Here is a 23,450-nt window from a genome sequence, read left to right on the forward strand (position 1 = left end):
GCGCGCCGATGATGAATGTGGTGGCGGTGCCGGAATTTCAGCACCGGACGGTGTTGCTGGACGAAGCGGTCGATGCGCTCGATCTGACGGGTGCGCGTGCCGATGGCATCTATATAGACGGGACCTTCGGTCGCGGCGGACACAGTCGCCTGATCCTGTCGCGCCTGGGGCCGAACGGGCGCCTGTTCGCCTTCGACAAGGACTTGCAGGCGATCGCCACGGCGGGCCAGATCGTCGACCCGCGCTTCGAGATCGTGCACGACAGTTTCGCCACCATGCAGCAAGCCATGGCCGCGCGCGGCGTGGCGCGGGTCGACGGCATCCTGCTCGACCTGGGCATTTCCTCGCCCCAGGTGGACGATGCCGCGCGCGGATTCAGCTTCCGCAACGACGGTCCGCTCGATATGCGCATGGACACCACGCGCGGCGTTTCCGCCGCCGAGTGGCTGGCCACGGAGACTGAACAACAATTGGAAAGGGTCATTCGCGATTATGGGGAAGAACGGTTTGCTTTTCAGATTGCAAAGGCGATTGTTGCTCGCCGGGCAGTCGAACCAATTTCAAGCACACGACAGCTTGCCGGCATCGTGGCAAACGCGGTCAAAACCCGCGAGAAGGGCAAGGATCCGGCCACCCGGACCTTTCAGGCTATCCGGATTTTCATCAATAAAGAGCTTGAAGACCTTGAAGCAGGCTTGAGCGCGGCTTACGCCATGCTGGCGCCCGGCGCGCGCATGGCCGTGATCAGCTTCCATTCGCTGGAAGACCGCATGGTCAAGCAGTTCCTGGCCAGCAAGGTCAAGGTCGAGCAGCCCGACCGCCGCCTGCCGATCCGCGCGGTCGACCTGCCGCAGCCGCTCATGAAGCTGGTGACCAAGATGAAGCCGTCCGACCTGGAAATCAACGGCAATCCGCGCTCCCGCTCGGCGGTGATGCGGGTGGCCGAACGCCTGCCGGACCGGAGCGCGCCGTGAACGGGAAAATCAACATGGTGCTCGCCGCGCTGCTGGTCGGCTGCGCGCTGTCGCTGGTCAACGCCCAGTTCCAGGCGCGCAATCTGTTCATCGAACTGGGCAAACTCGAACAACAATCGCGCCAGCTCGACATCGACTGGTCGCAATTGCAGCTGGACCAGTCGACCCTGGGCACCAATGCGCGCATCGAACAGATCGCGCGCGACAAGCTTGACATGACGCCGCTGACTCCGGCGCGCACGCAGTACCTGACGGAAGGGGAGCAATGAAACGCGGTGGCAATGGTGCGGCGGGGGCGCGAGTGGCGGCCTCGAAAGGCGTATCGTTCTCGAAAAGCCCGGTCCTGGCGGTTAGCCTGCCGACCTGGCGTTCGCGCGTCGTGCTGTTCGTACTGTTCGCCTCCTTCGTTGCGCTGGCGGGGCGCGCCATGTGGCTGCAAACCGTGACCGAAGATTTCCTCCAGGGCCAGGGCAAGAACCGCTACGAGCGCACCATCGAGCTGCCCGCCACGCGCGGGCGCATCCTCGACCGCAACGGCCAGGTGCTGGCTTCCTCGGTGCCGGTCAAGGCGGTATGGGCCATTCCCGAAGACGTGCTCGAATCGCCGCCGGAAAAGCTGCGCGCCCTGGCGGCGCTGCTCAAGATGAGCGAAGCCGAGCTGCGCAAAAAACTCGATTCCGACCGTACCTTCGTCTACCTCAAGCGCCAGGTGGAAATGCCGGTGATCGACCAGATCGCCAAACTGGGCATCAAGGGCCTGGACACGCGCAAGGAATACAAGCGCTATTATCCGCAGGGCGAAATCGTGACCCACCTGGTCGGTTTCACCAATGTCGAAGACGTCGGCCAGGAAAGCATGGAACTGGCCCAGCAAAAGACCCTGGTCGGCACCACCGGCAGCCGCCGCGTGATCAAGGACCGCCTGGGCCAGATCGTCGAAGACGTGGGCCTGTCGAAAGAGCCGCACGACGGCCGCGACCTGAGCCTGTCGGTCGACAGCAAATTGCAGTACATCGCCTATTCGCAGGTGAAGGAAGCCGTGGCCAAGTTCAAGGCCAAGGCCGGCGCCGCCGTGGTGCTGGACGTGAAAACCGGCGAAGTGCTGGCGCTGGCCAACTGGCCGACCTACGACCCGAACGACCGCAAGGGCCTGACCGGCGCGCAGCTGCGCAACCGCGTCATCACCGATACCTTCGAGCCGGGTTCGACCCTGAAGCCATTCACGGTGGCGCTGGCGCTCGACAGCGGAAGGGTCACGCCCAACACCCGCATCGATACCGGTGCCGGGCGCTTCGTGATCAACGGCGCGCCGATTTCCGACACCAAGGCGCACGGCGTGATCACGGTCGCCGAAATCGTCGAGATGTCGTCCAATATCGGCACCTCCAAGCTGGCGCTATCGATGCCGGCGCGCGAAATGTGGGAGATGTTTACCGAAGTCGGTTTCGGCCAGCAGCCCAAGTTCGGCTTTCCGGGCGCGGTGGCGGGGCGGGTGCGTCCGTATAAATCGTGGCGCCCGGTCGAACAGGCCACCATGAGCTACGGGAACGGCATCTCGGTTTCGCTGCTGCAACTGGCGCGCGGCTACATGATGTTCGCGCGCGACGGCGACACCATTCCGCTGTCGTTCCAGAAGGTGACGGAGCCGCCGGTCGGGCGCCAGATCATCAAGCCGAAAACCGCGCGCGACATGCGCGAAATGCTCGAAAGAGTGGTCTCGGGCGAGCATGGCACCGCCAAGCTGGCGCAGGTTCCCGGCTACCGCGTGGGCGGCAAGACCGGCACCGCGTACAAGGTCGAGAACGGCAAGTACGCCATGCCGCGCAAGTATATCGGCAGTTTTGTCGGCATGGTGCCGATGTCGAACCCGCGTTTCATCATCGCCGTCATGATCGATGAACCGACCACCATCGCCCACTTCGGCGGCACGGTGGCGGCGCCGACCTTTGCCGCGCTGGCCGCCAACGCGCTGCGCGCGCTCAATATTCCGCCCGATTCGGACGTGACTGAAATCGTCGCGCCGAACGATGGCTCCGGGGAGGTTATGTAATGCCGTCTTTGAATCCGCAACAGGTCTGTGACTGGATCGCTCAAACGGCGCCCGGTGCGAAGCTGGTGTCCGACTCGCGCCGGATCAAGCCGGGCGATGTGTTCTTCGCCTACCCGGGCGACGCCGCCGACGGCCGTGCCTACATCGCCCAGGCCATCGCGCAGGGCGCCGCCGCCGTGGTCTACGACGAGCGCGATTTCGCCTGGCTGGACGCCTGGAGCGTGCCGCACCTGGCCGTGGCCGACCTGAAAGCGCACGCCGGCCCGATCGCGCACGCCTGCTACAAGATGCCCGACACGGCCATGTTTACCGTCGGCGTGACCGGCACCAACGGCAAGACCTCGTGCGCGGTCTGGCTCGGCCAGGCCTTTGCGCGCCTGGGCGAGACGGCCGCCGTCATCGGCACCCTGGGCGTGGGCCTGTTCAACGGCCGCGGCGAGGTCGAATACGACGTCACCGGCTACACCACCCCGGACGCCGTGCTGTTGGCCGAAAAACTCGCCGCCGTGCGCGACGCGGGCGCCACCGCGCTCGCGATTGAGGTAAGCTCCATCGGGCTCGGACAAGGCCGTACCCTGGGCATGCATTTTGACGTTGCGCTGTTCACCAACCTGACGCGCGACCACCTCGATTATCACGGCACCATGGAATGCTACGAAGCGGCGAAGGCCAAGCTGTTTGCGTGGCCAGGATTGAAAACAGCAGTGCTTAACCTCGACGACCCGGCCGGACAACGCCTGGTCAACCACCTGACATCCCAGCCTGGCGGCGCACCATCCGTGACCGGCTACACCCTGCGCGACGCGGCATCCCAGCCCGACATCGCCGGCGTGACCATGCTGCGCGCCTCGCAGTTCCGCAGCCGCCATGCGGGCACGGAATTCCATCTCGATTCGCCGCTCGGCAGCGCCCAGGTCAAGACGCGCCTGGTCGGCCACTTCAATATCAGCAACGCGCTGGCGGTACTGGGCGCGCTGCTGGCCAAGGGCGTGGCCCTGCGCGCGGCGCTCGACACGATCGAAGCACTCACGCCGGCCCCCGGCCGCATGCAGCAGATCGGCGGCCAGGACGCGCCGATGGTGGTCATCGACTACGCCCACACGCCGGACGCGCTGGAGCAAACCCTGGGCGCGCTGCGTCAGGTCGCGCACGAACGCGGCGGCCAGCTGTGGTGCGTGTTCGGCTGCGGCGGCGACCGCGATCCGGGCAAACGCCCGCAGATGGGCGCCATCTCGCAGATCGCCGAGCACGTGCTGGTCACCAGCGACAATCCGCGCAGCGAAGAGCCGGCCGCCATCATCGCCCAGATCGTCGCGGGCATGGACACGGCCCATCCGACGTCGCGCTTCCAGGCGATCGAAGACCGCGCCGCCGCGATCCTGTCGGCCATCAAGCATGCGGCCAAGCCGGACGTGATCCTGCTGGCCGGTAAAGGCCACGAGCCATACCAGGAAATCAAGGGCCGCAAGATGCCGTTTTCCGATGCCGACCACGCCGCGCTGGCGCTGGCCGCGCGCGTGACCATGATGAGGACTAACTGATGCGCGGCACGCTCGCACAACTGGTCGCGGCCATTCCTGGCGCGCGCATGACGGCCGACGCTTCTTTCGACAGCGTGTCGACCGACAGCCGCAGCGCCGGCGCCGGCGCGCTGTTCGTCGCCCTGCGCGGCGAGACCTTCGACGCCCACGATTTCCTGGCGCAGGTGGCCGCTGCCGGCGCCGTTGCCGTGGTGGTGGACAGCCTGCCGCAAGGCTGGACCTTGCCGGCCATCGTGGTGCCCGACACGCTCGTGGCCTTGGGCCGCATCGCCCATCACTGGCGCGCGCAGTTCGACCTTCCCGTGATCGGCGTCACCGGCAGCAACGGCAAGACCACGGTCAAGGAAATGATCGCCGCGATCCTGGCGGCCGGCCTGTCGGAGGAAACGCGCCTGGCCACGCGCGGCAACCTGAATAACGAAATCGGCGTGCCGCTCACCTTGATGCGCTTGAGCGCCGCGCACAAGGCGGCCGTGATCGAACTGGGGATGAACCACCCGGGCGAAATCGCGCGCCTGGCCGCCATCGCCGCGCCGACCATTGGCCTGGTCAACAACGCCCAGCGCGAACACCAGGAATTCATGCACACCGTCGAAGCGGTCGCGCGCGAAAACGGCGCCGTGCTGGCCGGTCTGGCGCAAGACGGCGTGGCCGTGTTCCCGGGCGACGACGAATACACGCCGCTGTGGCAGGGCATTAGCGCCGGCCGCCGCACGATCACTTTTGGCCTGGACGCCGCATCGAACGTGAGCTGCGTGCAGCGCGCCGCCGATTTCGGCAGCGAACTCGATGTGACTGTGCGCATTGACGGCGCGCCGCTGCGCACTTTCAACGTCAAGCTGGCCGCGGCCGGCCTGCACAATGTGCGCAACGCGCTCGCGGCGATCGCCTGCACCATGGCCGCCGGCGTCGCCCCCGACGTCGTGGCGCGCGGCCTGGCCGCGTTCGAGCCGGTCAGCGGCCGCCTGCAGCGCAAGCAGGCTGCCTGCGGCGCCACCGTCATCGACGACACCTACAACGCCAATCCGGATTCGGTGCGCGCCGCCATCGACGTGCTGGCGCAGGCCGGCCAGCCGCGCATCCTGGTACTGGGCGACATGGGCGAAGTCGGCACGCAGGGACGCGAGTTTCACGAAGAAATCGGCGCCTACGCGGCCGCGCGCGGGGTCGACACGGTGCTCGTCACCGGCGAACTGACGCGCCACATGGCTGCGTCGGGCGCACGGCATTACACGCAGTTCGACGAATTATTGGCGGCACTCGATACTCAATTGGGCGGCACATCTGACGCAACTGTACTGGTGAAGGGCTCGCGTTTCATGAAGATGGAACGGGTCGTCGCTCATCTGGTCGGATCACATAACACAAGTAAGGAAGCCCACTAACATGCTGCTCTGGCTCGCACAAATGTTCCAGGATGAACTCGGTCCTCTGCGAATCTTCAATTTCATTACCTTCCGCGCGGTGTTCGCCACCATCACGGCGGTGCTGATCGGCCTCGTCGCCGGTCCCGCCGTGATCCGCAAACTCACCGCGCTCAAGGTCGGCCAGGCCGTGCGCCAGGACGGCCCGCAGACGCACCTGAAAAAACACGGCACCCCGACCATGGGCGGTGTGCTGATCCTGATCGCCATCGGCGTCTCGACCCTGCTGTGGTGCGACCTGTCGAACCGCCTGGTGTGGCCGGTGCTGGTGGTCACCCTCGGTTTCGGGGCCATCGGCTGGGCCGACGACTACCGCAAGGTGGTGTACCAGGACCCGGAAGGCATGCGCTCGGGCGAAAAATACTTCTGGATGTCCCTGATCGGCATCGCCGCATCGCTGTACCTGGCGTTCTCGGTATCGGCGCCCACCCCGGGCAAGGTATGGGACCTGTTCTATGCGTGGGTGCAGTCGGGCTTTTCGCTCGACCTGCCGCCCAAGGCCGACCTGATCGTTCCGTTCGTGAAAACCATCAGCTATCCGCTCGGCGTATGGGGCTTCATCGCGCTGACCTACTGCGTCATCGTCGGCACCAGCAATGCGGTCAACTTCACCGACGGCCTCGATGGCCTGGCCATCATGCCGACCGTGATGGTCGGCTCGGCCCTGGGCCTGTTCGCCTACCTGACCGGCAGCGCCACCTACTCGAAATACCTGTTCATCCCGCACATTCCGGGCGCGGGCGAACTGCTGATTTTCTGCGGCGCGATGGCCGGCGCGGGCCTTGCCTTCCTCTGGTATAACGCGCATCCGGCCCAGATGTTCATGGGCGACGTCGGCGCGCTGGCGCTGGGCGGCGCGCTCGGCACCATCGCCGTCATCGTGCGCCAGGAGATCGTCCTGTTCATCATGGGCGGCGTGTTCGTGGCCGAAACGGTCTCGGTGATCATCCAGGTCAGCTGGTTCAAGTACACCAAGAAGCGTTACGGCACCGGGCGCCGCGTGTTCCTGATGGCGCCCCTGCACCACCATTTCGAACAAAAAGGCTGGAACGAGACCCAGGTCGTCGTGCGTTTCTGGATCATCACGATGATGCTGGTGCTGGTCGGCCTCTCTACCCTGAAGCTGCGCTGATGAACCACCTCGAACAATACGCCGGCAAGCACGCCCTGGTCCTCGGGCTGGGCGAATCCGGCCTGGCGATGGCGCAGTGGCTGGCGCGCTGCGGCGCGCGCGTGCGCGTGGCCGACACGCGCGAGGCCCCGCAACGCCTGCAAGCGTTGCGCGATGTGCTGCCGGGCGCCGAATTCATCGGCGGCGAACTCACCGAAGCGCTGCTCGACACCATCGACTTCGTGGCCGTCAGCCCGGGCCTGGCGCCCGCGCGCGAACTGGCCGCCATCGTGCCGGCCGCCGGGACGCGCGCCATTCCGGTGTGGGGCGAGATCGAACTATTCGCCCAGGCCCTGGCCGCGCTCAGGGAAGAACGGGGCTACGCGCCGAAAGTCATCGCCATTACCGGCACCAACGGCAAGACCACCGTCACCAGCCTGACCGGTTTGCTGTGCCAGCGCGCCGGCCTGTCGACCCGCGTGGCCGGCAATATCAGCCCGGCGGCGCTGGACGTGCTGCGCGAAGTGCTGGACCAGGAAGTGCTCGATCAGACCGCGCTGCCGCAAGCCTGGATCCTGGAGCTGTCCAGCTTCCAGCTGCATTCGACGTTCAGCCTGCGCGCCGATGCCGCCACGGTACTCAACCTCACCCAGGATCACCTGGACTGGCACGGCGACATGGCCGCCTACGGCGCTGACAAGGAACGCATCTTCGGACCATCGACGGTGCGCGTGCTCAATCGCGACGACCCGCTTGTCGCGCGCATGGCCGCGCCGGGCGCCGACGTGCGCACCTTCGGCACCGGCGAACCGAAAAAAGCCGACAGCTTCGGCCTGCACAACGAACGCGGCGTGCTGTGGCTGACCGTGGCCGTGGCCGGGGAAGAGAGCGAGAAGAAGCGCAAGAAAAATGAACCGCTTGAGGTGGTGCCGTGCACGATCAGCCGCCTGATGCCGGCCGACGCGCTGCGCATTCGCGGCTTGCACAACGCCACCAACGCGCTGGCCGCGCTGGCCCTGTGCCGCGCCATCGGCCTGCCGTTCGCGCCGCTGCTGCACGGCCTGCGCGACTACCAGGGCGAACCGCACCGGGTCGAACTGGTGGCCGCCATCGACACAATCGATTACTACGACGACAGCAAGGGTACCAACGTGGGCGCCACCGTGGCCGCCTTGGTCGGCTTGGGCAAGGCCTTCGGCGGCGAATCGCAGAAAATCGTGCTCATCGCCGGCGGCGACGGCAAGGGCCAGGAGTTCGAGCCGCTGGCCGAACCGTGCTCGCGCTATGTGCGCGCGGCGGTGCTGATCGGGCGCGATGCGCCGCTGCTGCGCGCCGCCATCGAGCCGTCCGGCGTCGAGTTGATCGATTGCGCGACCCTGCCTGAAGCGGTACGGCGCGCCAGCGCGCTGGCGCAGGCCGGCGATTGCGTGCTGCTCTCGCCTGCCTGCGCCAGCTTCGATATGTTTACCGGTTACGCGCATCGCGCCCAGGTGTTCGTCGACGCCGTGCGCGAACTGGCGCTCGACAAAGGACAGGACATCTGATGGCCTTCCAGTTTCCATTCTCCTTCGCCGGCTCGGCTTCGGACACTTTGTCCGGGGACCGCACACGCCCGTCGAAAATGATGGAATACGACCAGCTGCTGGTCTGGGTCACCGTGCTGCTGATGCTGTTCGGGATGGTGATGGTGTACTCGGCCTCGATCGCGCTGCCCGATTCGCCCAAGTACGCGAACTACAAAACCACCTACTTTCTGCAACGCCAGGCGATTTTTATCATGGTCTCGATGCTGGCCGGGTTTTTCGTGTTCCGCATTCCGGTCGCCACCTGGCAGCGCTACGCCTCCGCCTTGTTTGTCGCCAGCCTGGCGCTGCTGGCACTGGTGCTGGTCAAGCACGTGGGCTTTTCGGTCAACGGCGCGCAGCGCTGGCTGGACCTGAAACTGTTCAAGCTGCAGCCGTCGGAAGTGATGAAAATCGCGGCCGTGCTGTACGCCGCCGATTACACGGTGCGCAAGCAGGAATACATGCACAAGCTGACCAAGGGCTTCCTGCCGATGGCCGGTGCGATCGGCCTGGTGGGTCTGTTGCTGCTGCTCGAACCCGACCTGGGCGCGTTCGGCGTGATCGTCTGCATCGCCATGGGCATCCTGTTTTTGGGCGGGATCAACGCCGTCTGGTTCGGCGGCATCGGCGCGCTGCTGGTCGCCATTTTCACCGCTATCATCGTGTTTTCGCCATTCCGGCGCGCGCGCATGTTCGCCTACCTGGACCCGTGGAAAGAGGGCAATGCGCTCGACAAGGCCTACCAGCTGACGCACTCGCTGATCGCCTTCGGCCGTGGCGAATGGTTCGGCGTGGGCCTGGGCGCCAGCGTCGAAAAGCTGCATTACCTGCCCGAAGCGCACACCGACTTCCTGATGGCCGTCATCGGCGAGGAACTGGGCCTGGCCGGGGTATTGGTCGTCATCGCCATGTTCTACTGGCTGGTCAAGCGCGCCTTCGACATCGGACGCCAGGCCATCGCCATCGACCAGACCTTCGCCGGCCTGGTCGCCAAGGGCATCGGCATCTGGATCGGCGTGCAGACCTTTATTAACATGGGTGTGAACCTGGGCCTGCTGCCAACCAAGGGACTGACCTTGCCGTTGATGAGTTACGGCGGCTCGGGCGTGTTGATCAACTGCGTCGGGCTGGCGATTTTGCTGCGTATCGATTATGAGAACCGTGTGTTGATGAGGGGGGGACGGCCATGAAGCGTTTGATGATCATGGCGGCCGGCACCGGCGGGCATATTTTCCCGGGGATCGCGATCGCGCAGACCATGCGCCAGCGTGGCTGGGACGTGAGCTGGCTCGGCACCTCGCACGGCATGGAGCAGGACCTCGTGCCCAGGAACGGCATCGCCATCGACAGCATCGATTTTTCCGGCATGCGCGGCAAGGGCTTGAAGCACAGCGTGACCGGCGCCTTCAAGATGGCGGCCAGTTTCGTGGCATGCCGCCGCTTCATCAAGCAGCGCAAGCCGGACGTGGTGCTCGGCATGGGCGGCTACGTCTGCGTCCCCGGCGGCATGATGGCGCGCTTTGCCGGCGTGCCGCTGGCGCTGGTCAATGCCGATGCCGCGCTGCTGTTGTCGAACAAGACGCTGGCGCCCCTGGCCAGCAAAGTGATGTTCGGCTTTCCCGCCGATTTCGGCAGCGCCGCCGCCAAGGCCATCGTCACCGGCAACCCGGTGCGCAAGGAAATCCTGGCCATGACGCCGCCGCCGCAGCGTTTCGACGGCCGCAGTGGCGCGCTGCGCATCCTGGTGGTCGGCGGCAGCCTGGGTGCCAAGGTCTTGAACGACAGCGTGCCGGCCGCGCTGGCGCTGCTGCCGCAAGATCAGCGCCCGCACGTGACTCACCAGTCGGGCAAGAAGAATATCGATGCGCTGCGCGAGGCGTATGCCAGGGCCGGCGTGACGGCCGACGTGGTCGACTTCATCGACGACATGGCCGGCGCCTACGCCGCGGCCGACGTGGTGATCTGCCGCGCCGGTGCGATCACCGTGTCGGAACTGACGGCGGCGGGGGTGGCCAGCGTGCTGGTGCCGTTCGTGGCCAGCACCACCAGCCACCAGCGCGACAACGCGCAGTGGATGGAAAAGCAGAAGGCGGCAATCCATTTGCCGCAAACGGAATTGAGCGCGCAGCGCGTGGCGCAGCTGCTGCAAGGGCTGGGCCGCGATACCTGCCTCGCCATGGCGTTGGCCGCGCTGGCGGTCGGCAAGCGCAACGCCAATGAAGCAATCGCGGATGTACTCGAACAACTGGCAGGATCGACAGACAGAATTGAAACAAGAACATGAAACATAAAATCAAGAACATTCACTTCGTCGGCATCGGCGGCAGCGGCATGAGCGGCATCGCCGAAGTGCTGCTGAACCTCGGCTACAGCGTGTCCGGCTCGGACCTGGGCAGCAACGCGGCCAGCCAGCGCCTGGCCAGCCTGGGCGCGCAGGTCATGCTCGGCCACGCCGCCGACAATATCCTCGGCGCCGACGCCGTGGTCACCTCGACCGCCGTCAAAGACGACAATCCGGAAGTGGTGGCGGCGCGCGCAGCGCAGATTCCCATTGTGCCGCGCGCGATTATGCTCGGTGAATTGATGCGCTTGAAGCGCGGCATCGCCATCGCCGGCACCCACGGCAAGACCACCACCACCAGCCTGGTGGCTTCGGTGCTGGCCCAGGGCGGGCTCGATCCGACCTTCGTCATCGGCGGCCGTCTCAATAGCGCCGGCGCCAACGCCAAGCTGGGGACCGGCGAATACATCGTGGCCGAAGCCGACGAATCGGACGCCTCGTTCCTGAACCTGTCGCCGATGATCGAAGTGATCACCAACATCGACGCCGATCACATGGAAACCTACGAGCACGATTTCGAAAAGCTCAAGCAGGCCTTCGTGCACTTCACCCATCGCCTGCCGTTCTACGGCCGTGTGATGCTGTGCATTGACGACCAGCATGTGCGCGACATCATTCCGTTCGTGACCAAGCCGATCACCACCTACGGCTTTTCCGAAGCGGCCCAGGTGCGCGCGGTCAATGCCAGCGCCATCGGCCTGCAGATGCATTTCACGGTAATCCAGGAAGGCTATCCGGATACACAGTTCATCCTCAACCAGCCCGGCATGCATAATGTGCAGAATGCCTGTTCGGCGATTGCCATCGCGCGCGAAATCGGCATCGACGACAGTGCGACCCAGCAGGGCCTGGCGGAGTTCCACGGCGTGGGGCGGCGCTTCACCCGCTACGGCGACGTCAGTATTCCGGGCGGCGGCAGCTTCGCGCTGGTGGACGATTTCGGCCACCACCCGGTCGAGACGGAAGTGACCCTGGCCGCCGCGCGCGGCGCCTACCCGGGCCGCCGCATCGTGCTGGCGTTCCAGCCGCACCGCTATTCGCGCACGCGCGACCTGTTCGAAGACTTCGTCAAGGTGCTGGGCACCCCGGACGTGCTGCTGTTGTCCGAAGTGTATGCCGCCGGCGAAGCGCACGTGGTGGCCGCCGATGGCCGCGCGCTGGCGCATGCGCTGCGCGTGGGCGGGAAAATCGAGCCGATTTTTGTCGAAGCGATCGCCGACATGCCGGCTGCCATCATGAACGTGGTGCGCGACGGCGACGTTGTCATCACCATGGGCGCCGGCTCGATCAGCGGCATTCCGAATAAACTGACTACCCCTGTGGAGGCATGAGCATGAGCGAATTTAATTCCGGCGACGCGGCCGCACTGGGCAAGGTTGGCGTGCTGTTCGGCGGCCGCTCGGCCGAACGCGACGTATCGATCATGTCCGGCACCGGCGTGCTCGCGGCGTTGCGCAGCAAGGGCATCGACGCCCATCCGTTCGACACGGGCCAGCGCGGCATCACCGAACTGGCGGCCGAGGAATTCGACCGCGTGTTCATCGCGCTGCACGGCCGCTTCGGCGAAGACGGCACCCTGCAGGGCGCACTCGAACAGCTCGGCATTCCCTACACCGGCAGCGGCGTGATGGCGTGCGCGATCGCCATGGACAAGATCTACACCAAGATGATCTGGCTGATGCACGGCCTGCCGACCCCGCGCTACGCGGCCTTGGGCGCCGATACCGACCTGGCCCAGGCGGTGGCGCAGCTTGGCCTGCCGCTGATCGTCAAGCCGCCCCACGAAGGTTCGAGCATGGGCATCACCAAGGTGCGCGCCGCCGCCGAATTCAAGGCGGCCTACGACGTGGCGGCCGGCTTCGATGAAGTGGTGCTGGCCGAGGAATTCGTCACCGGGCGCGAACTGACGGTGGCGGTGCTGGGGCGCGGCGCCAATGCGCGCGCGCTGCCGATCGTCGAAATCGTGGCCCCGGACGGTAATTACGATTACCAGAACAAGTATTTTACGGACGATACCAAGTATGTATGTCCGGCGGCGTTGGACGAAGCGACCAGCGCGGAAGTGGCGCGCCTGGCGGTGGAAGCCTACCGCGCCGTCGATTGCGAAGGCTGGGGCAGGGTCGATGTTTTGCTGCGCGCCAGCGACAACAAGCCGTTCCTGATCGAGGTCAATACCTCGCCGGGCATGACCGGCCACTCGCTCGTGCCGATGGCGGCGCGCGCGCTGGGCATCAGCTACGAAGACCTGTGCGTCGAGATTGTTCGTTCGGCACGCTTGAAAATGGCCCAGGGCCAGGGTTAATACAGTAATGTGGCATGACGTACGAGCTTTGAATGCAAGCGCGAGCGGCCTGATGGCCGCGGTGGTGATCGCCTGCCTCGCGTCGGCCGTGTGGTGGTTGTCGCAGCTGCCGATGTTCACCCTGCGCACGGTGCGGGTCGACAGCGTGTATGGGATGGAACTGAAGCATGTGAACAAGCTGACCTTGCGCGCCGGCGTGGTGGGCCGCATCAAGGGTAATTTTTTCACGACCAACCTGGAACAGGTGCGCACCGCTTTCGAAACGGTACCCTGGGTCAGGCGGGCCGAGGTGCGGCGCGAATGGCCGGACCAGCTGATCGTGGAAGTCGAGGAGCACGAGGCGCTCGGCACCTGGGGCGAGGATGGGCGCCTGCTGTCGGTCAAGGGCGATGTGTTTACCGCCAACCTGGCCGAGGCGGACGAGGATCATCCGCTGCCGGAGCTCGATGGCCCGGAAGGCAGCGAGAAGGAAGTGCTGGCGCGGTTCCTGGAGTTGCGCACGCTGTTTGCGCCGGTCGCGCTGGTGCCGGAAAAGCTGGACCTGTCGAGCCGTTACGCGTGGACCGTGAAACTCGATAACGGCATGAGCGTGGCGCTGGGGCGGGAGCAGGACAAGACGACCTTGAAAAAGCGGGTGCAGCGGCTGGTGGGGATTTATCCGCAACTGGCCAGTCGCCTGCAGGACGGGATCGACACGATCGACATGCGGTATCAGAACGGCCTGGCGCTTTCCGCCGCCGCCCTGGTGCTGCCAAGCGATCCGCACAAGCCTGTGAAGGCGGCAGTAAGAAAAGCAGTAAAACCGAACAGCAGATCAACCAGCAGCAAGATAAAGCAAAGACAGTAGGCGACAGCACATGACAAAAGACGCGAAAAACCTGATCGTCGGCCTCGATATCGGTACCTCGAAAGTGGTGGCCGTGGTGGCCGAGGTGATGTCCGACGGGCGCCACGAGGTGATCGGGCTGGGTCAGCACGAGTCGCGCGGACTGAAAAAAGGGGTGGTCGTCAATATCGAGGCGACCGTCGAATCGATCCAGCGCGCGCTCGAAGAAGCGGAGCTGATGGCCGACTGCAAAATCCGCAATGTGTACGCGGGCATCGCCGGCAGCCATATCCGCTCGTTCAATTCGAGCGGCATGGTCGCGATCAAGGACAAGGAAGTGACGGCCACCGACGTGGCGCGCGTGATCGAAACGGCCAAGGCGGTCAATATCCCGACCGACCAGCAGCTGCTGCACACGGTGCCGCAGGAATTCATCGTCGACAGCCAGGAAGACGTGCGCGAACCGATCGGCATGAGCGGCATCCGCCTGGAAGTGCGGGTGCATATCGTCACCGGTGCGGTATCAGCCGTGCAAAACATTGTAAAGTGCGTGCGCCGCTGCGGCCTTGAAGTGTCGGACCTGATTCTGCAGCCGATGGCGTCGGCCGACGCGGTGCTCACACTCGACGAGAAGGAACTGGGCGTGGTGCTGATCGACATTGGCGGGGGCACCACCGACATTGCGGTGTTCTCCGACGGCGCGATCCGGCACACGGCGGTCATCCCGATCGCCGGCGACCAGATCACCAATGACATCGCCATGGCGCTGCGCACGCCCACTTCCGAGGCCGAAGAGATCAAGATCCGCTATGGCGTGGCCAAGCAGGTGCTGGCCGACCCGCATGAGTCGCTCGAAGTGCCGGGGCTGGGCGACCGCGGTCCGCGCAACCTGTCGCGCCAGGCGCTGGCGGCGGTGATCGAGCCGAGGGTCGAAGAGTTGTTTGCGATGGTGCACCAGGTGGTGCGCGAGTCGGGCTACGAGGGCGTGCTCTCGTCGGGCATCGTGCTCACCGGCGGCACCGCGATCATGCCCGGCATGGTCGAAATGGCGGAAGATATCTTCCTCAAGCCGGCGCGCCTTGGCACGCCGGATTATCGCGGCCAGCTGGCCGACGTGGTGCGCAGTCCGCGCTACGCGACCGTGCTCGGGCTGCTGCTCGAAGCGAAGAAGCAGTATCTGCGCGGGCATATCGTCACACGCCAGGATGGCTCGGTGAAGGCGGTCTGGCAGCGCATGAAGGAATGGTTTTTAGGGAATTTTTAAGTCGGCACGGTTTGGAATACATCGCACACGGGTACTTGTTATTTAACGGTTAACGCAGTTTTCAACCTCCAGGTTTCATACGACTATGAGTCCTGGCGCTTGGAAACCGCACTTTGATTAGGAGTTCATCATGGAGTTTGATATGGTCGATAACGCAGCACTAGGAACCGTCATCAAGGTCGTCGGCGTCGGCGGAGCAGGTGGCAATGCGGTTCAGCACATGATCAACAAAGGTGTGTCGGGCGTTGAATTCATCGCGGCCAATACCGATTCGCAGGCACTGGCCGCGTCGAGCGCCCACAACATCATCCAGATCGGCGAGTCGGGCCTGGGCGCCGGCATGAAGCCGACCGTCGGCCGCCAGCTGGCCGAAGAATCGCGCGCGCGCATCGAAGACGCGCTGCGCGGCGCGCACATGGTCTTCATCGCGGCCGGCATGGGCGGCGGCACCGGTACCGGCGCAGCACCCATCGTGGCGGAAATCGCCAAGTCGCTCGGCGCGCTGACGGTGGCCGTGGTGTCGAAACCGTTCTCGTACGAAGGCCAGAAGTGCATGGACGTGGCCGAAAGCGGGCTCGAAGAATTGTCGCAGCACGTCGATTCGCTGATCATCATCCTCAACGAAAAGCTGGAAGAGATCTACGAAGACGAAAGCATGATCGAGTGGATGCGCCACGCCGATGATGTGCTCAACAACGCGGTGGCCGGTATCGCCGAGATCATCAACGTGCCGGGCCACATCAACGTCGACTTCAACGACGTCAAGACCATCATGGGCGAGCAGGGCAAGGCCATGATGGGCACCGCGACCGCCAGCGGCGTCGATCGCGCCCGTATCGCGGCCGAGCAGGCAGTCGCGTCGCCGCTGCTCGACGGGATCGACCTGTCGGGCGCGCGCGGGGTGCTGGTCAACGTGACCGCCAGCCGTGGTCTCAAGGGTAAAGAGATCAAGGAAGTCATGGCGGCGGTGCGCGCGTTCGCGGCGCCGGATGCATCGATCGCGCAGGGTATCGCGTACGACGACGACATGGGCGACGACATCCGCGTGACCGTGGTGGCGACCGGCCTGGGCAAGGCCAAGAAGGCCATGCAGCTGGTGCAGCAGCCGATGCTGCGCACCGGTACCCACAACGGTCCGATGATGTCGGGCGGCGCGGGTGCCACCGTGGGCGTGTCGATGGGTGCCGGCGCGGCCAGCGGCCATGCGATGGAAGGCATGAAGCAGCCAGCTGTGTGGCGCCGCGAGCAGGCCTCCGAGCAGGTGCAGGCGATGCAGCGCAATGGCGTGGAAACCTACGACATTCCGGCCTTCCTGCGCAAGCAAGCCGATTAAACGGCCGCTATCGTTGAAAAAGCCGGGGCGATCCCCGGCTTTTTTTACGCCGTTTTTTCCGCGCGCGGACGGCACGACCGCGCGCCAGGGAGGCGCCGGCCTGCAAGGTCGGACAGGATCAGGCATACTAACCGTCTTATCAACCTCATACCATGGAGCCTCGAATGACTATTAAAATCGGCGACCGCCTGCCTGAAGGTACCCTCTCTGAATTCGTCGAGACCGAAACCGAAGGCTGCTCGCTCGGCCCGAACACTTTCCAGGTAGCTGATCTGGTCAAGGGCAAGAAGATCGCGATCTTCGGCCTGCCGGGCGCCTACACCCCGACCTGCTCCGCACAGCACGTGCCGGGCTACGTCAAGCTGGCCGACGAACTCAAAGCCAAGGGCGTCGATGAAATCTGGTGCATCTCGGTCAATGACGCTTTCGTCATGGGCGCCTGGGGCCGCGACCAGAAAGCCACCGGCATCGTGCGCATGATGGCCGACGGTAACGCCGCCTACAGCAAGGCACTGGGCCTGGATGCGGACTTCTCCAAGTTCGGCATGGGCACGCGCTCGCAGCGCTACTCGCTGCTGGTCGACGACGGCGTCGTCAAGCAGCTCAACGTGGAGCAGGGCGGTGCGTTCGAAGTGTCGAATGCCGAAACCTTGCTCAAGCAAGTCGCTTAAAACCAACCCGTAACCATTTCCGCAAAAACGGCGCCGCGGCGCCGTTTTTTATATCGCCATGCATATTCAAACCGAAACCCCGCGCCAGCCCGATATCATCGCCATGCTCGAACGGCTGGACGCGTATTGTGCCGATCTGTATCCCGCCGAGAGCAACCATTTGATGGAGGTCGACTCGCTGACCCAATCCGATGTGGTGTTCCTGGTCGCGCGCGACCCTGACGGCCGCGCACTCGGCTGCGGCGCCTATGTCGACCGTGGCGGCTACGGCGAAGTCAAACGCATGTATGTCGACCCGGCCTCGCGCGGCAAGGGCGTGGGCGGCAGGCTGCTGGCCGAGATCGCGCAGCGCGCCAGGGCAGCTGGCTTGCCGTCGCTGATGCTCGAAACCGGCATCAGCCAGCCCGAAGCCATCGGCTTGTATGAGCGCGACGGCTTTATCCGCTGCGCGCCGTTCGGCGACTATCAGCCCGATCCTCTGAGCCTGTTCATGGTCAAGCGCCTCTGATGGCTGGCAAAGGCAACCTGCGCGCTATCTACGCGATGCTGATCGCGGTGGTCATGTTTTCGCTGATGGACACGGCGCTCAAGCTGCTGTCGGCGCATTATCCGGCGCTGCAGGTGGCTGCCATGCGCGGGCTGTCGTCGCTGCCGCTGGTGTTTGCCTATGTCGGCTGGCGCGGCGCGTTCGGCACGGCGCTGCAGGTGCGCTGGCCGATGCATCTGCTGCGCGCCGGCTTGAGCATCACGATGCTGGCCCTGTTTGCCTTCGGCCTGCGCAAGCTGTCGCTGGCCGAAGCGTATTCGATCTTCTTCATTGCCCCGGCCCTCATTACCGCGCTGTCGGTGGTGTTCCTGAAGGAGTCGGTCGACCTGGCGCGCTGGATCGCCATCGCAGTCGGCATGGGCGGGGTGCTGGTGGTGCTGCGCCCGAGCGGGACCGGCATGCTGACCCTGGGCGGGCTGGCGGTGCTGGGCGCGGCCACCTGCTACGCGGTGTCGGCGATTGCCTCGCGCCTCGTCGGGCGCACCGACCGCGCCGAGCACATGGTGTTGTGGCTGATGGTGTTCCTGGCCATCGGTGCGTCGGCCTTGGCCGCGCCCAACTGGGTGGCGCTGCGCGCCCAGGATTTCTGGCTGTTGTGCGGCCTGGCCCTGACGGGATTTTTGGGCCAGCTGGCGATCACCGAAGCGTTCAATTCGGGCGAGGCCTCGCGCGTGGCGCCGTTCGAGTATTCGGGGCTGGCCTGGGGCGTGGCGCTGGACTGGCTGCTGTGGCGTACCCTGCCCGACCGCTACACCCTGATCGGCGCGGCCATCATCATCGGCAGCGGCATCTATCTGGTGCGCCACGAGCGCGCGCATGCGCAGGCCGAGCACCCCTAGACGCCCGGCAGCGCTGACCCATCAAGTTCGCTATAATCGCCGGATGTTAAAACAAAGAACCGTCAAACAACTGGTGCGCACCATCGGCGTGGGGCTGCACTCCGGGACCAAGGTCGAACTGACCCTGCGCCCGGCCGCGATCGATGTCGGCATCGTGTTTCGCCGCGTCGACCTCGACCCGGTGGTGGAGTTTCCCGCCAGCGCAGGCGTGGTGGGCGACACCCGCATGGCGTCGGTGCTGGTCAAGGACGATGCGCGCGTGTCGACGGTGGAGCACCTGATGTCGGCCTGCGCCGGGCTCGGGATCGACAATCTGTACGTGGACGTGTCGGCCGAAGAGATTCCGATCATGGACGGCTCGGCCTCGTCGTTTGTCTTTTTGCTGCAACAGGCGGGTGTGCAGGAGCAGGGCGCGGCGAAAAAATTCATCCGCGTGCTGAAAGACGTGGAGGTACGCCAGGGCAGCGGCGCCAACGAAAAATGGGCGCGCCTGACCCCGTACGACGGTTTCAAGCTCGATTTTTTCATTGAATTCAACCATCCGGCGGTCGACGGCACGACCCAGCGCGCGTTTGTCGACTTCGGCGACGTCTCGTACGTGCACGACGTGGCCCGCGCGCGCACCTTCGGCTTCATGCAGGATGTGGAAAGCCTGCGCGGCATGGGCCTGGCGCGCGGCGGGTCGCTCGAAAACGCGATCGTGATGGACGAGTACCGCATCCTCAATTCGGATGGCCTGCGCTACGACGACGAGTTCGTGCGCCACAAGATCCTCGACGCGATCGGCGACTTGTACCTGGTCGGGCACCCGCTGCTGGCCGGCTACGAGGCGCACAAGTCGGGCCATGCGCTCAACAACCTGCTGCTGCTTGAATTGCTCAAGCATCCGGATGCCTACGAAATCGTGGCGTTCGAGACGCCCGGCAGTGCGCCGCCCTCGTATGTGCGCCAGATGGCGCGCGAGTGGGCGCTGACCTGAAAACCGAGTGAGCGCTTACCTGAAAACCGTCGTCCCCGCGCCAAGGCGGCCCTCGCCGGGGATCCAAGTTTTCAGCAGCCGCTTGCTACGCATCGAACTTGGGCCCCCGCCTGCGCGGGGGCGACGGTTTCGGGGCTGGTGGCCGCTCTGTTAAACGCACCGTCTTAAATCCATCGTCGCCTAGCGCTGGCGCGCCGCCATCGCCTTGACGGCGGCGATCAGGGTGGCGTTGGCCTTTGTCTTGGGCAGGGCGTCGCCCAGCGCCTCGAACGCCGAGCGCGCCGTGCCGGGCAAAATCAGCTGATGCGTGTGCACCACCGGCGCGATACTGCGCGTGACCTGCACTTTCAATTTGATCTCGTCGATATGCCAGCCGCGCTTTTGCAGGGCGCCCTGCAGCTTGGGCAGTTGCTGTTTGAGCTTGGCCGCGACGGCCGAACTGGGCACGGCCAGCACCAGGCGCGCGTCTTCGAACGAGAGCACGTCGCAGTTGCCGAACATCGGCGGCAGCGCCTTGGCGCAGTCGCTCTGCAGGCTGGCCATGCGCATCGCCGTCGGCAGCAGGGCCGCCATCTTGTCGTTACGCTTGAGAAAATCGGTAGCGACGATCGAGGTGCGGCGCGTCTTGGTTCCGTAGATATGCATAAGCCGCAACATAGCACAGCGCGCGGCGCCCCGCCAGATCGCCTTGCCGGAGTCATTTTATTAACTTTGTTTTGCCCTTGCCTCTTGAGTTCCGGGCCAATATCCCCAAGTGTGGCGAGATCGCATGATAAAATCACAGTCTTTTTGCCATAGTCGGCCGTTGGGTGATATGTTTTTGCTATCATTACGGCTTCTTTTTGCGGCGCCTTTTTCAAGAATTCAAGCATGTCATTACTGACCCAGATTTTCGGTAGCCGCAACCAGCGGCTGCTCAAGCAATATCAAAAAATCGTGCGCGAGATTAACGCGCTCGAGCCACAGATCGAAAAGCTGTCGGACCTTGAACTCCAGGCGAAGACGCCGCAGTTCAAGGAGCGCGTCGCCAAAGGCGAAACGCTCGACCAGCTGCTGCCGGAAGCATTCGCGGTCTGCCGCGAGGCGGCCAAGCGGGTGCTCAAGATGCGCCACTTCGATGTCCAGATGATCGGCGGGATGGTGCTCCACTACGGCAAAATCGCCGAAATGGGCACCGGCGAGGGCAAGACCTTGATGGCGACCTTGCCGACTTACCTGAATGCCTTGTCCGGCAAGGGCGTGCACGTCATCACGGTCAACGATTACCTGGCCCAGCGCGACGCCGAGTGGATGGGACGCCTGTACAGCTGGCTCGGCCTGACCACCGGCATCAATCTGTCGCAGATGGACCACGGCGTCAAGCAATCGGCTTACGCGTCGGACATCACCTACGGCACCAACAACGAATTCGGTTTCGACTACCTGCGCGACAATATGGTGTTCGAGGCCAGCGAGCGGGTCCAGCGCAGCCTCAATTTCGCCGTCGTCGATGAAGTCGACTCGATCCTGATCGATGAGGCGCGTACGCCGCTGATCATTTCGGGCCAGGCTGAAAACCATACCGAGCTGTATCACCAGATCAATTCGCTGCCGGCCAAGCTCACCCTGCAGATCGGCGAAGAAACGCCGGACGGCAAGGGCGAGGTCTCGGTCCCGGGCGACTATACCAAGGACGAGAAGGCGCACTCGGTGCTGCTGACCGAACGCGGTCATGAGAACGCCGAGGCGATCCTCACCGAAATGGGCCTGCTGCCGGAAGGCGCTTCGCTCTACGACGCCGCCCACATCACCCTGATCCACCACCTGTACGCAGCCCTGCGCGCGCACGCGCTGTACCACAAGGACCAGCATTACGTGGTGCAGAACGATGAAGTGGTGATCGTCGATGAATTCACCGGCCGCCTGATGACCGGGCGCCGCTGGTCCGACGGCCTGCACCAGGCAGTCGAAGCGAAGGAAGGCGTGCGCATTCAGAACGAGAACCAGACCCTGGCCTCGATCACCTTCCAGAACTACTTCCGCATGTACACCAAGCTGTCCGGCATGACCGGCACGGCCGATACCGAAGCGTACGAATTCCAGGAAATCTATGGTCTGGAAACCGTCGTCATTCCGCCGAACCGTCCGTCGCAGCGCAAGGACCGCCAGGACCAGGTGTACAAGTCCTCGGCCGAGAAATACAACGCGATGCTGATCGATATCCGCGATTGCTACGAGCGCGGGCAGCCGGTCCTGGTGGGTACCACCTCGATCGAAAACTCCGAGATGCTGTCGGGGATCCTCGACAAGGCCAAGCTGGCGCACAACGTCCTCAATGCGAAGCAGCATGCGCGCGAGGCCGAGATCATCGCCCAGGCGGGCCGTCCCAAGATGATCACCATCGCCACCAACATGGCCGGCCGCGGTACCGACATCGTTTTGGGCGGCAACGTCGAAAAGCAGATCCAGATCATCGAAGCCAATGCGGCCTTATCAAGCGACGACAAGGCCACCCAGGCGGAAAAACTGCGCAGCGAGTGGAAGTCCCTCAACGAGCACGTGGTGGCCGCCGGCGGCCTGCACATCATCGGCACCGAACGCCATGAATCGCGCAGGGTCGACAACCAGCTGCGTGGCCGTTCCGGCCGCCAGGGCGATCCGGGTTCGTCGCGCTTCTACCTGTCGCTCGACGACGCGCTCCTGCGCATCTTCGCCGGCGACCGCGTGCGCGCCATCATGGACCGCCTGAAAATGCCGGAAGGCGAACCGATTGAAGCGGGCATCGTCTCGCGCTCGATCGAGTCGGCCCAGCGCAAGGTCGAGGCGCGCAACTTCGACATTCGCAAGCAATTGCTCGAATACGACGACGTCTCCAACGACCAGCGCAAGGTGATCTACACCCAGCGTAACGAACTGCTCGAAACGACCGACATCGGCGAACTGATTGCATCGCTGCGCGCCGGCGTGTTCACCGACGTGGTGCATGCGTTCGTGCCGGAAGAATCGGTCGAAGAGCAGTGGGACATTCCCGGCCTGGAAGCGACCCTGGCCAACGAGTGGCAGCTCAGCGTGCCGCTGGCGCAGATGCTGGCGACCGATACCAACATGACCGACGACGACGTCCTCGAAAGGGTGCTGGCTGCGGCCGACGCCTCGTACAACAGCAAGATCGCCATCGTCGGCAAGGAATCGTTCGGCGGCTTCGAGCGCAATGTCATGCTGCAAAGCGTGGACAGCCACTGGCGCGAGCACCTGGCCGCGCTGGACCACCTGCGCCAGGGTATCCACCTGCGCGGCTATGCGCAAAAGAACCCGAAGCAGGAGTACAAGCGCGAAGCGTTCGAGCTGTTCGGATCGATGCTGGACATGATCAAGAATGAAGTGATCCGTATGATCATGACGGTGCGCATCCAGTCGCGCGAGGAAATCGACGCCGAAGCGGCCATGCACCAGTCGCACGTCGAAAACGTCAGCTACCAGCACGCGGATTTCAATCCGGACGCGGCGCCGGAAGATTTGCTCGCGCCCGTCGGCACGCCTGGCGACGACGAGATGCTCGGGCCGAAGGTCGGCCGCAACGACCCATGCCCTTGCGGCAGCGGCAAGAAGTTCAAGGCATGCCACGGCAAGCTCGCATAAAGCGCCCGGCATGACCAACAAGGGAGGCAGAACGTGATGTTCCGCCTCCCTTTTTTTACGGCCAT

Annotated in this window: 20 protein-coding genes; 19 read left to right on the forward strand and 1 reads right to left on the reverse strand. The window is 64.5% G+C overall.

Annotation, left to right across the window (positions count from 1 at the left end):
* Window positions 1-11 precede the first annotated feature (11 nt).
* The 18 genes from rsmH (at window position 12) to lpxC (ending at window position 19,767) form a co-directional block, all read left to right on the forward strand.
* The gene (gene rsmH, locus IV454_RS13955) at window positions 12-974 is read left to right on the forward strand and encodes a 16S rRNA (cytosine(1402)-N(4))-methyltransferase RsmH (RefSeq protein ID WP_206092669.1); all 963 of its coding nucleotides are present in this window, start codon (window positions 12-14) and stop codon (window positions 972-974) included.
* Window positions 971-1,243 carry a cell division protein FtsL gene (gene ftsL / locus IV454_RS13960; RefSeq protein ID WP_054266449.1) on the forward strand — a complete coding sequence of 91 codons (273 nt, stop codon included), beginning with the start codon at window positions 971-973 and terminating at the stop codon, window positions 1,241-1,243. Before rsmH ends, ftsL begins: the two co-directional genes overlap by 4 nt.
* The gene (locus IV454_RS13965; RefSeq protein ID WP_206091930.1) at window positions 1,240-3,024 is read left to right on the forward strand and encodes a peptidoglycan D,D-transpeptidase FtsI family protein; all 1,785 of its coding nucleotides are present in this window, start codon (window positions 1,240-1,242) and stop codon (window positions 3,022-3,024) included. The genes ftsL and IV454_RS13965 overlap by 4 nt, the downstream gene beginning before the upstream one ends.
* Entirely contained in the window at window positions 3,024-4,565 is a 1,542-nt protein-coding gene (locus IV454_RS13970) for a UDP-N-acetylmuramoyl-L-alanyl-D-glutamate--2,6-diaminopimelate ligase (RefSeq protein ID WP_206091931.1), read from the forward strand. The genes IV454_RS13965 and IV454_RS13970 overlap by 1 nt, the downstream gene beginning before the upstream one ends.
* On the forward strand, window positions 4,565-5,950 hold the full coding sequence (locus IV454_RS13975) for a UDP-N-acetylmuramoyl-tripeptide--D-alanyl-D-alanine ligase (protein ID WP_206091932.1): 1,386 nt from the start codon (window positions 4,565-4,567) through the stop codon (window positions 5,948-5,950). Before IV454_RS13970 ends, IV454_RS13975 begins: the two co-directional genes overlap by 1 nt.
* A gap of 1 nt (window position 5,951) precedes the next feature.
* Window positions 5,952-7,121, forward strand: coding sequence for a phospho-N-acetylmuramoyl-pentapeptide-transferase (gene mraY, locus IV454_RS13980; RefSeq protein WP_206091933.1), 1,170 nt, complete (start codon window positions 5,952-5,954; stop codon window positions 7,119-7,121).
* A complete protein-coding gene (murD, locus tag IV454_RS13985) occupies window positions 7,121-8,644 on the forward strand; it encodes a UDP-N-acetylmuramoyl-L-alanine--D-glutamate ligase (RefSeq protein WP_206091934.1) in 1,524 nt (507 codons plus the stop codon). The genes mraY and murD overlap by 1 nt, the downstream gene beginning before the upstream one ends.
* On the forward strand, window positions 8,644-9,855 hold the full coding sequence (gene ftsW / locus IV454_RS13990) for a putative lipid II flippase FtsW (RefSeq protein ID WP_206091935.1): 1,212 nt from the start codon (window positions 8,644-8,646) through the stop codon (window positions 9,853-9,855). Before murD ends, ftsW begins: the two co-directional genes overlap by 1 nt.
* The gene (gene murG, locus IV454_RS13995) at window positions 9,852-10,949 is read left to right on the forward strand and encodes an undecaprenyldiphospho-muramoylpentapeptide beta-N-acetylglucosaminyltransferase (protein WP_229522236.1); all 1,098 of its coding nucleotides are present in this window, start codon (window positions 9,852-9,854) and stop codon (window positions 10,947-10,949) included. The genes ftsW and murG overlap by 4 nt, the downstream gene beginning before the upstream one ends.
* The gene (murC, locus tag IV454_RS14000; RefSeq protein ID WP_206091936.1) at window positions 10,946-12,337 is read left to right on the forward strand and encodes a UDP-N-acetylmuramate--L-alanine ligase; all 1,392 of its coding nucleotides are present in this window, start codon (window positions 10,946-10,948) and stop codon (window positions 12,335-12,337) included. The genes murG and murC overlap by 4 nt, the downstream gene beginning before the upstream one ends.
* Window positions 12,334-13,308: a D-alanine--D-alanine ligase gene (locus tag IV454_RS14005; protein ID WP_370663780.1), complete on the forward strand. Its 975-nt coding sequence runs from the start codon at window positions 12,334-12,336 to the stop codon at window positions 13,306-13,308. Before murC ends, IV454_RS14005 begins: the two co-directional genes overlap by 4 nt.
* A 7-nt stretch (window positions 13,309-13,315) precedes the next feature.
* A complete protein-coding gene (locus tag IV454_RS14010) occupies window positions 13,316-14,155 on the forward strand; it encodes a cell division protein FtsQ/DivIB (protein ID WP_206091938.1) in 840 nt (279 codons plus the stop codon).
* A 10-nt stretch (window positions 14,156-14,165) separates the two neighbouring features.
* The gene (gene ftsA / locus IV454_RS14015; RefSeq protein ID WP_054266460.1) at window positions 14,166-15,398 is read left to right on the forward strand and encodes a cell division protein FtsA; all 1,233 of its coding nucleotides are present in this window, start codon (window positions 14,166-14,168) and stop codon (window positions 15,396-15,398) included.
* A gap of 130 nt (window positions 15,399-15,528) precedes the next feature.
* Window positions 15,529-16,731, forward strand: a complete 1,203-nt coding sequence (gene ftsZ, locus IV454_RS14020; RefSeq protein ID WP_054266461.1) for a cell division protein FtsZ — start codon at window positions 15,529-15,531, stop codon at window positions 16,729-16,731.
* Window positions 16,732-16,895: 164 nt separating this feature from the next.
* Window positions 16,896-17,402 carry a peroxiredoxin gene (locus IV454_RS14025; RefSeq protein ID WP_126074515.1) on the forward strand — a complete coding sequence of 169 codons (507 nt, stop codon included), beginning with the start codon at window positions 16,896-16,898 and terminating at the stop codon, window positions 17,400-17,402.
* A 58-nt stretch (window positions 17,403-17,460) separates the two neighbouring features.
* Window positions 17,461-17,910 carry a GNAT family N-acetyltransferase gene (locus IV454_RS14030; protein ID WP_206091939.1) on the forward strand — a complete coding sequence of 150 codons (450 nt, stop codon included), beginning with the start codon at window positions 17,461-17,463 and terminating at the stop codon, window positions 17,908-17,910.
* Window positions 17,910-18,788, forward strand: a complete 879-nt coding sequence (locus IV454_RS14035) for a DMT family transporter (protein WP_229522237.1) — start codon at window positions 17,910-17,912, stop codon at window positions 18,786-18,788. Before IV454_RS14030 ends, IV454_RS14035 begins: the two co-directional genes overlap by 1 nt.
* A 43-nt stretch (window positions 18,789-18,831) precedes the next feature.
* Entirely contained in the window at window positions 18,832-19,767 is a 936-nt protein-coding gene (lpxC, locus tag IV454_RS14040) for a UDP-3-O-acyl-N-acetylglucosamine deacetylase (protein ID WP_206091940.1), read from the forward strand.
* A gap of 180 nt (window positions 19,768-19,947) precedes the next feature.
* Here the strand turns inward: lpxC and IV454_RS14045 are convergent, their stop codons facing one another.
* On the reverse strand, window positions 19,948-20,412 hold the full coding sequence (locus IV454_RS14045) for a DciA family protein (RefSeq protein ID WP_082692401.1): 465 nt from the start codon (window positions 20,410-20,412) through the stop codon (window positions 19,948-19,950).
* 225 nt (window positions 20,413-20,637) lie between these two features.
* Between IV454_RS14045 and secA the strand changes: the two genes are divergently transcribed.
* The gene (gene secA / locus IV454_RS14050) at window positions 20,638-23,385 is read left to right on the forward strand and encodes a preprotein translocase subunit SecA (protein ID WP_206091941.1); all 2,748 of its coding nucleotides are present in this window, start codon (window positions 20,638-20,640) and stop codon (window positions 23,383-23,385) included.
* Window positions 23,386-23,450: the final 65 nt, after the last annotated feature.

It is taken from the genome of Massilia antarctica, assembly GCF_015689335.1.
GTDB classification, from domain to species: Bacteria; Pseudomonadota; Gammaproteobacteria; order Burkholderiales; family Burkholderiaceae_D; genus Telluria_A; species Telluria_A antarctica.

Excerpts from the sequence above, each read along its gene's own strand:
- rsmH (WP_206092669.1), top strand. The coding sequence starts at position 12 with ATGAATGTGGTGGCGGTGCCGGAATTTCAGCACCGGACGGTGTTGCTG.
- IV454_RS13965 (WP_206091930.1), top strand. The coding sequence starts at position 1,240 with ATGAAACGCGGTGGCAATGGTGCGGCGGGGGCGCGAGTGGCGGCCTCG.
- IV454_RS13970 (WP_206091931.1), top strand. The coding sequence starts at position 3,024 with ATGCCGTCTTTGAATCCGCAACAGGTCTGTGACTGGATCGCTCAAACG.
- IV454_RS13975 (WP_206091932.1), top strand. The coding sequence starts at position 4,565 with ATGCGCGGCACGCTCGCACAACTGGTCGCGGCCATTCCTGGCGCGCGC.
- mraY (WP_206091933.1), top strand. The coding sequence starts at position 5,952 with ATGCTGCTCTGGCTCGCACAAATGTTCCAGGATGAACTCGGTCCTCTG.
- murD (WP_206091934.1), top strand. The coding sequence starts at position 7,121 with ATGAACCACCTCGAACAATACGCCGGCAAGCACGCCCTGGTCCTCGGG.
- ftsW (WP_206091935.1), top strand. The coding sequence starts at position 8,644 with ATGGCCTTCCAGTTTCCATTCTCCTTCGCCGGCTCGGCTTCGGACACT.
- murG (WP_229522236.1), top strand. The coding sequence starts at position 9,852 with ATGAAGCGTTTGATGATCATGGCGGCCGGCACCGGCGGGCATATTTTC.
- murC (WP_206091936.1), top strand. The coding sequence starts at position 10,946 with ATGAAACATAAAATCAAGAACATTCACTTCGTCGGCATCGGCGGCAGC.
- IV454_RS14005 (WP_370663780.1), top strand. The coding sequence starts at position 12,334 with ATGAGCATGAGCGAATTTAATTCCGGCGACGCGGCCGCACTGGGCAAG.
- IV454_RS14010 (WP_206091938.1), top strand. The coding sequence starts at position 13,316 with ATGTGGCATGACGTACGAGCTTTGAATGCAAGCGCGAGCGGCCTGATG.
- ftsA (WP_054266460.1), top strand. The coding sequence starts at position 14,166 with ATGACAAAAGACGCGAAAAACCTGATCGTCGGCCTCGATATCGGTACC.
- ftsZ (WP_054266461.1), top strand. The coding sequence starts at position 15,529 with ATGGAGTTTGATATGGTCGATAACGCAGCACTAGGAACCGTCATCAAG.
- IV454_RS14025 (WP_126074515.1), top strand. The coding sequence starts at position 16,896 with ATGACTATTAAAATCGGCGACCGCCTGCCTGAAGGTACCCTCTCTGAA.
- IV454_RS14030 (WP_206091939.1), top strand. The coding sequence starts at position 17,461 with ATGCATATTCAAACCGAAACCCCGCGCCAGCCCGATATCATCGCCATG.
- IV454_RS14035 (WP_229522237.1), top strand. The coding sequence starts at position 17,910 with ATGGCTGGCAAAGGCAACCTGCGCGCTATCTACGCGATGCTGATCGCG.
- lpxC (WP_206091940.1), top strand. The coding sequence starts at position 18,832 with ATGTTAAAACAAAGAACCGTCAAACAACTGGTGCGCACCATCGGCGTG.
- IV454_RS14045 (WP_082692401.1), bottom strand. The coding sequence starts at position 20,412 with ATGCATATCTACGGAACCAAGACGCGCCGCACCTCGATCGTCGCTACC.
- secA (WP_206091941.1), top strand. The coding sequence starts at position 20,638 with ATGTCATTACTGACCCAGATTTTCGGTAGCCGCAACCAGCGGCTGCTC.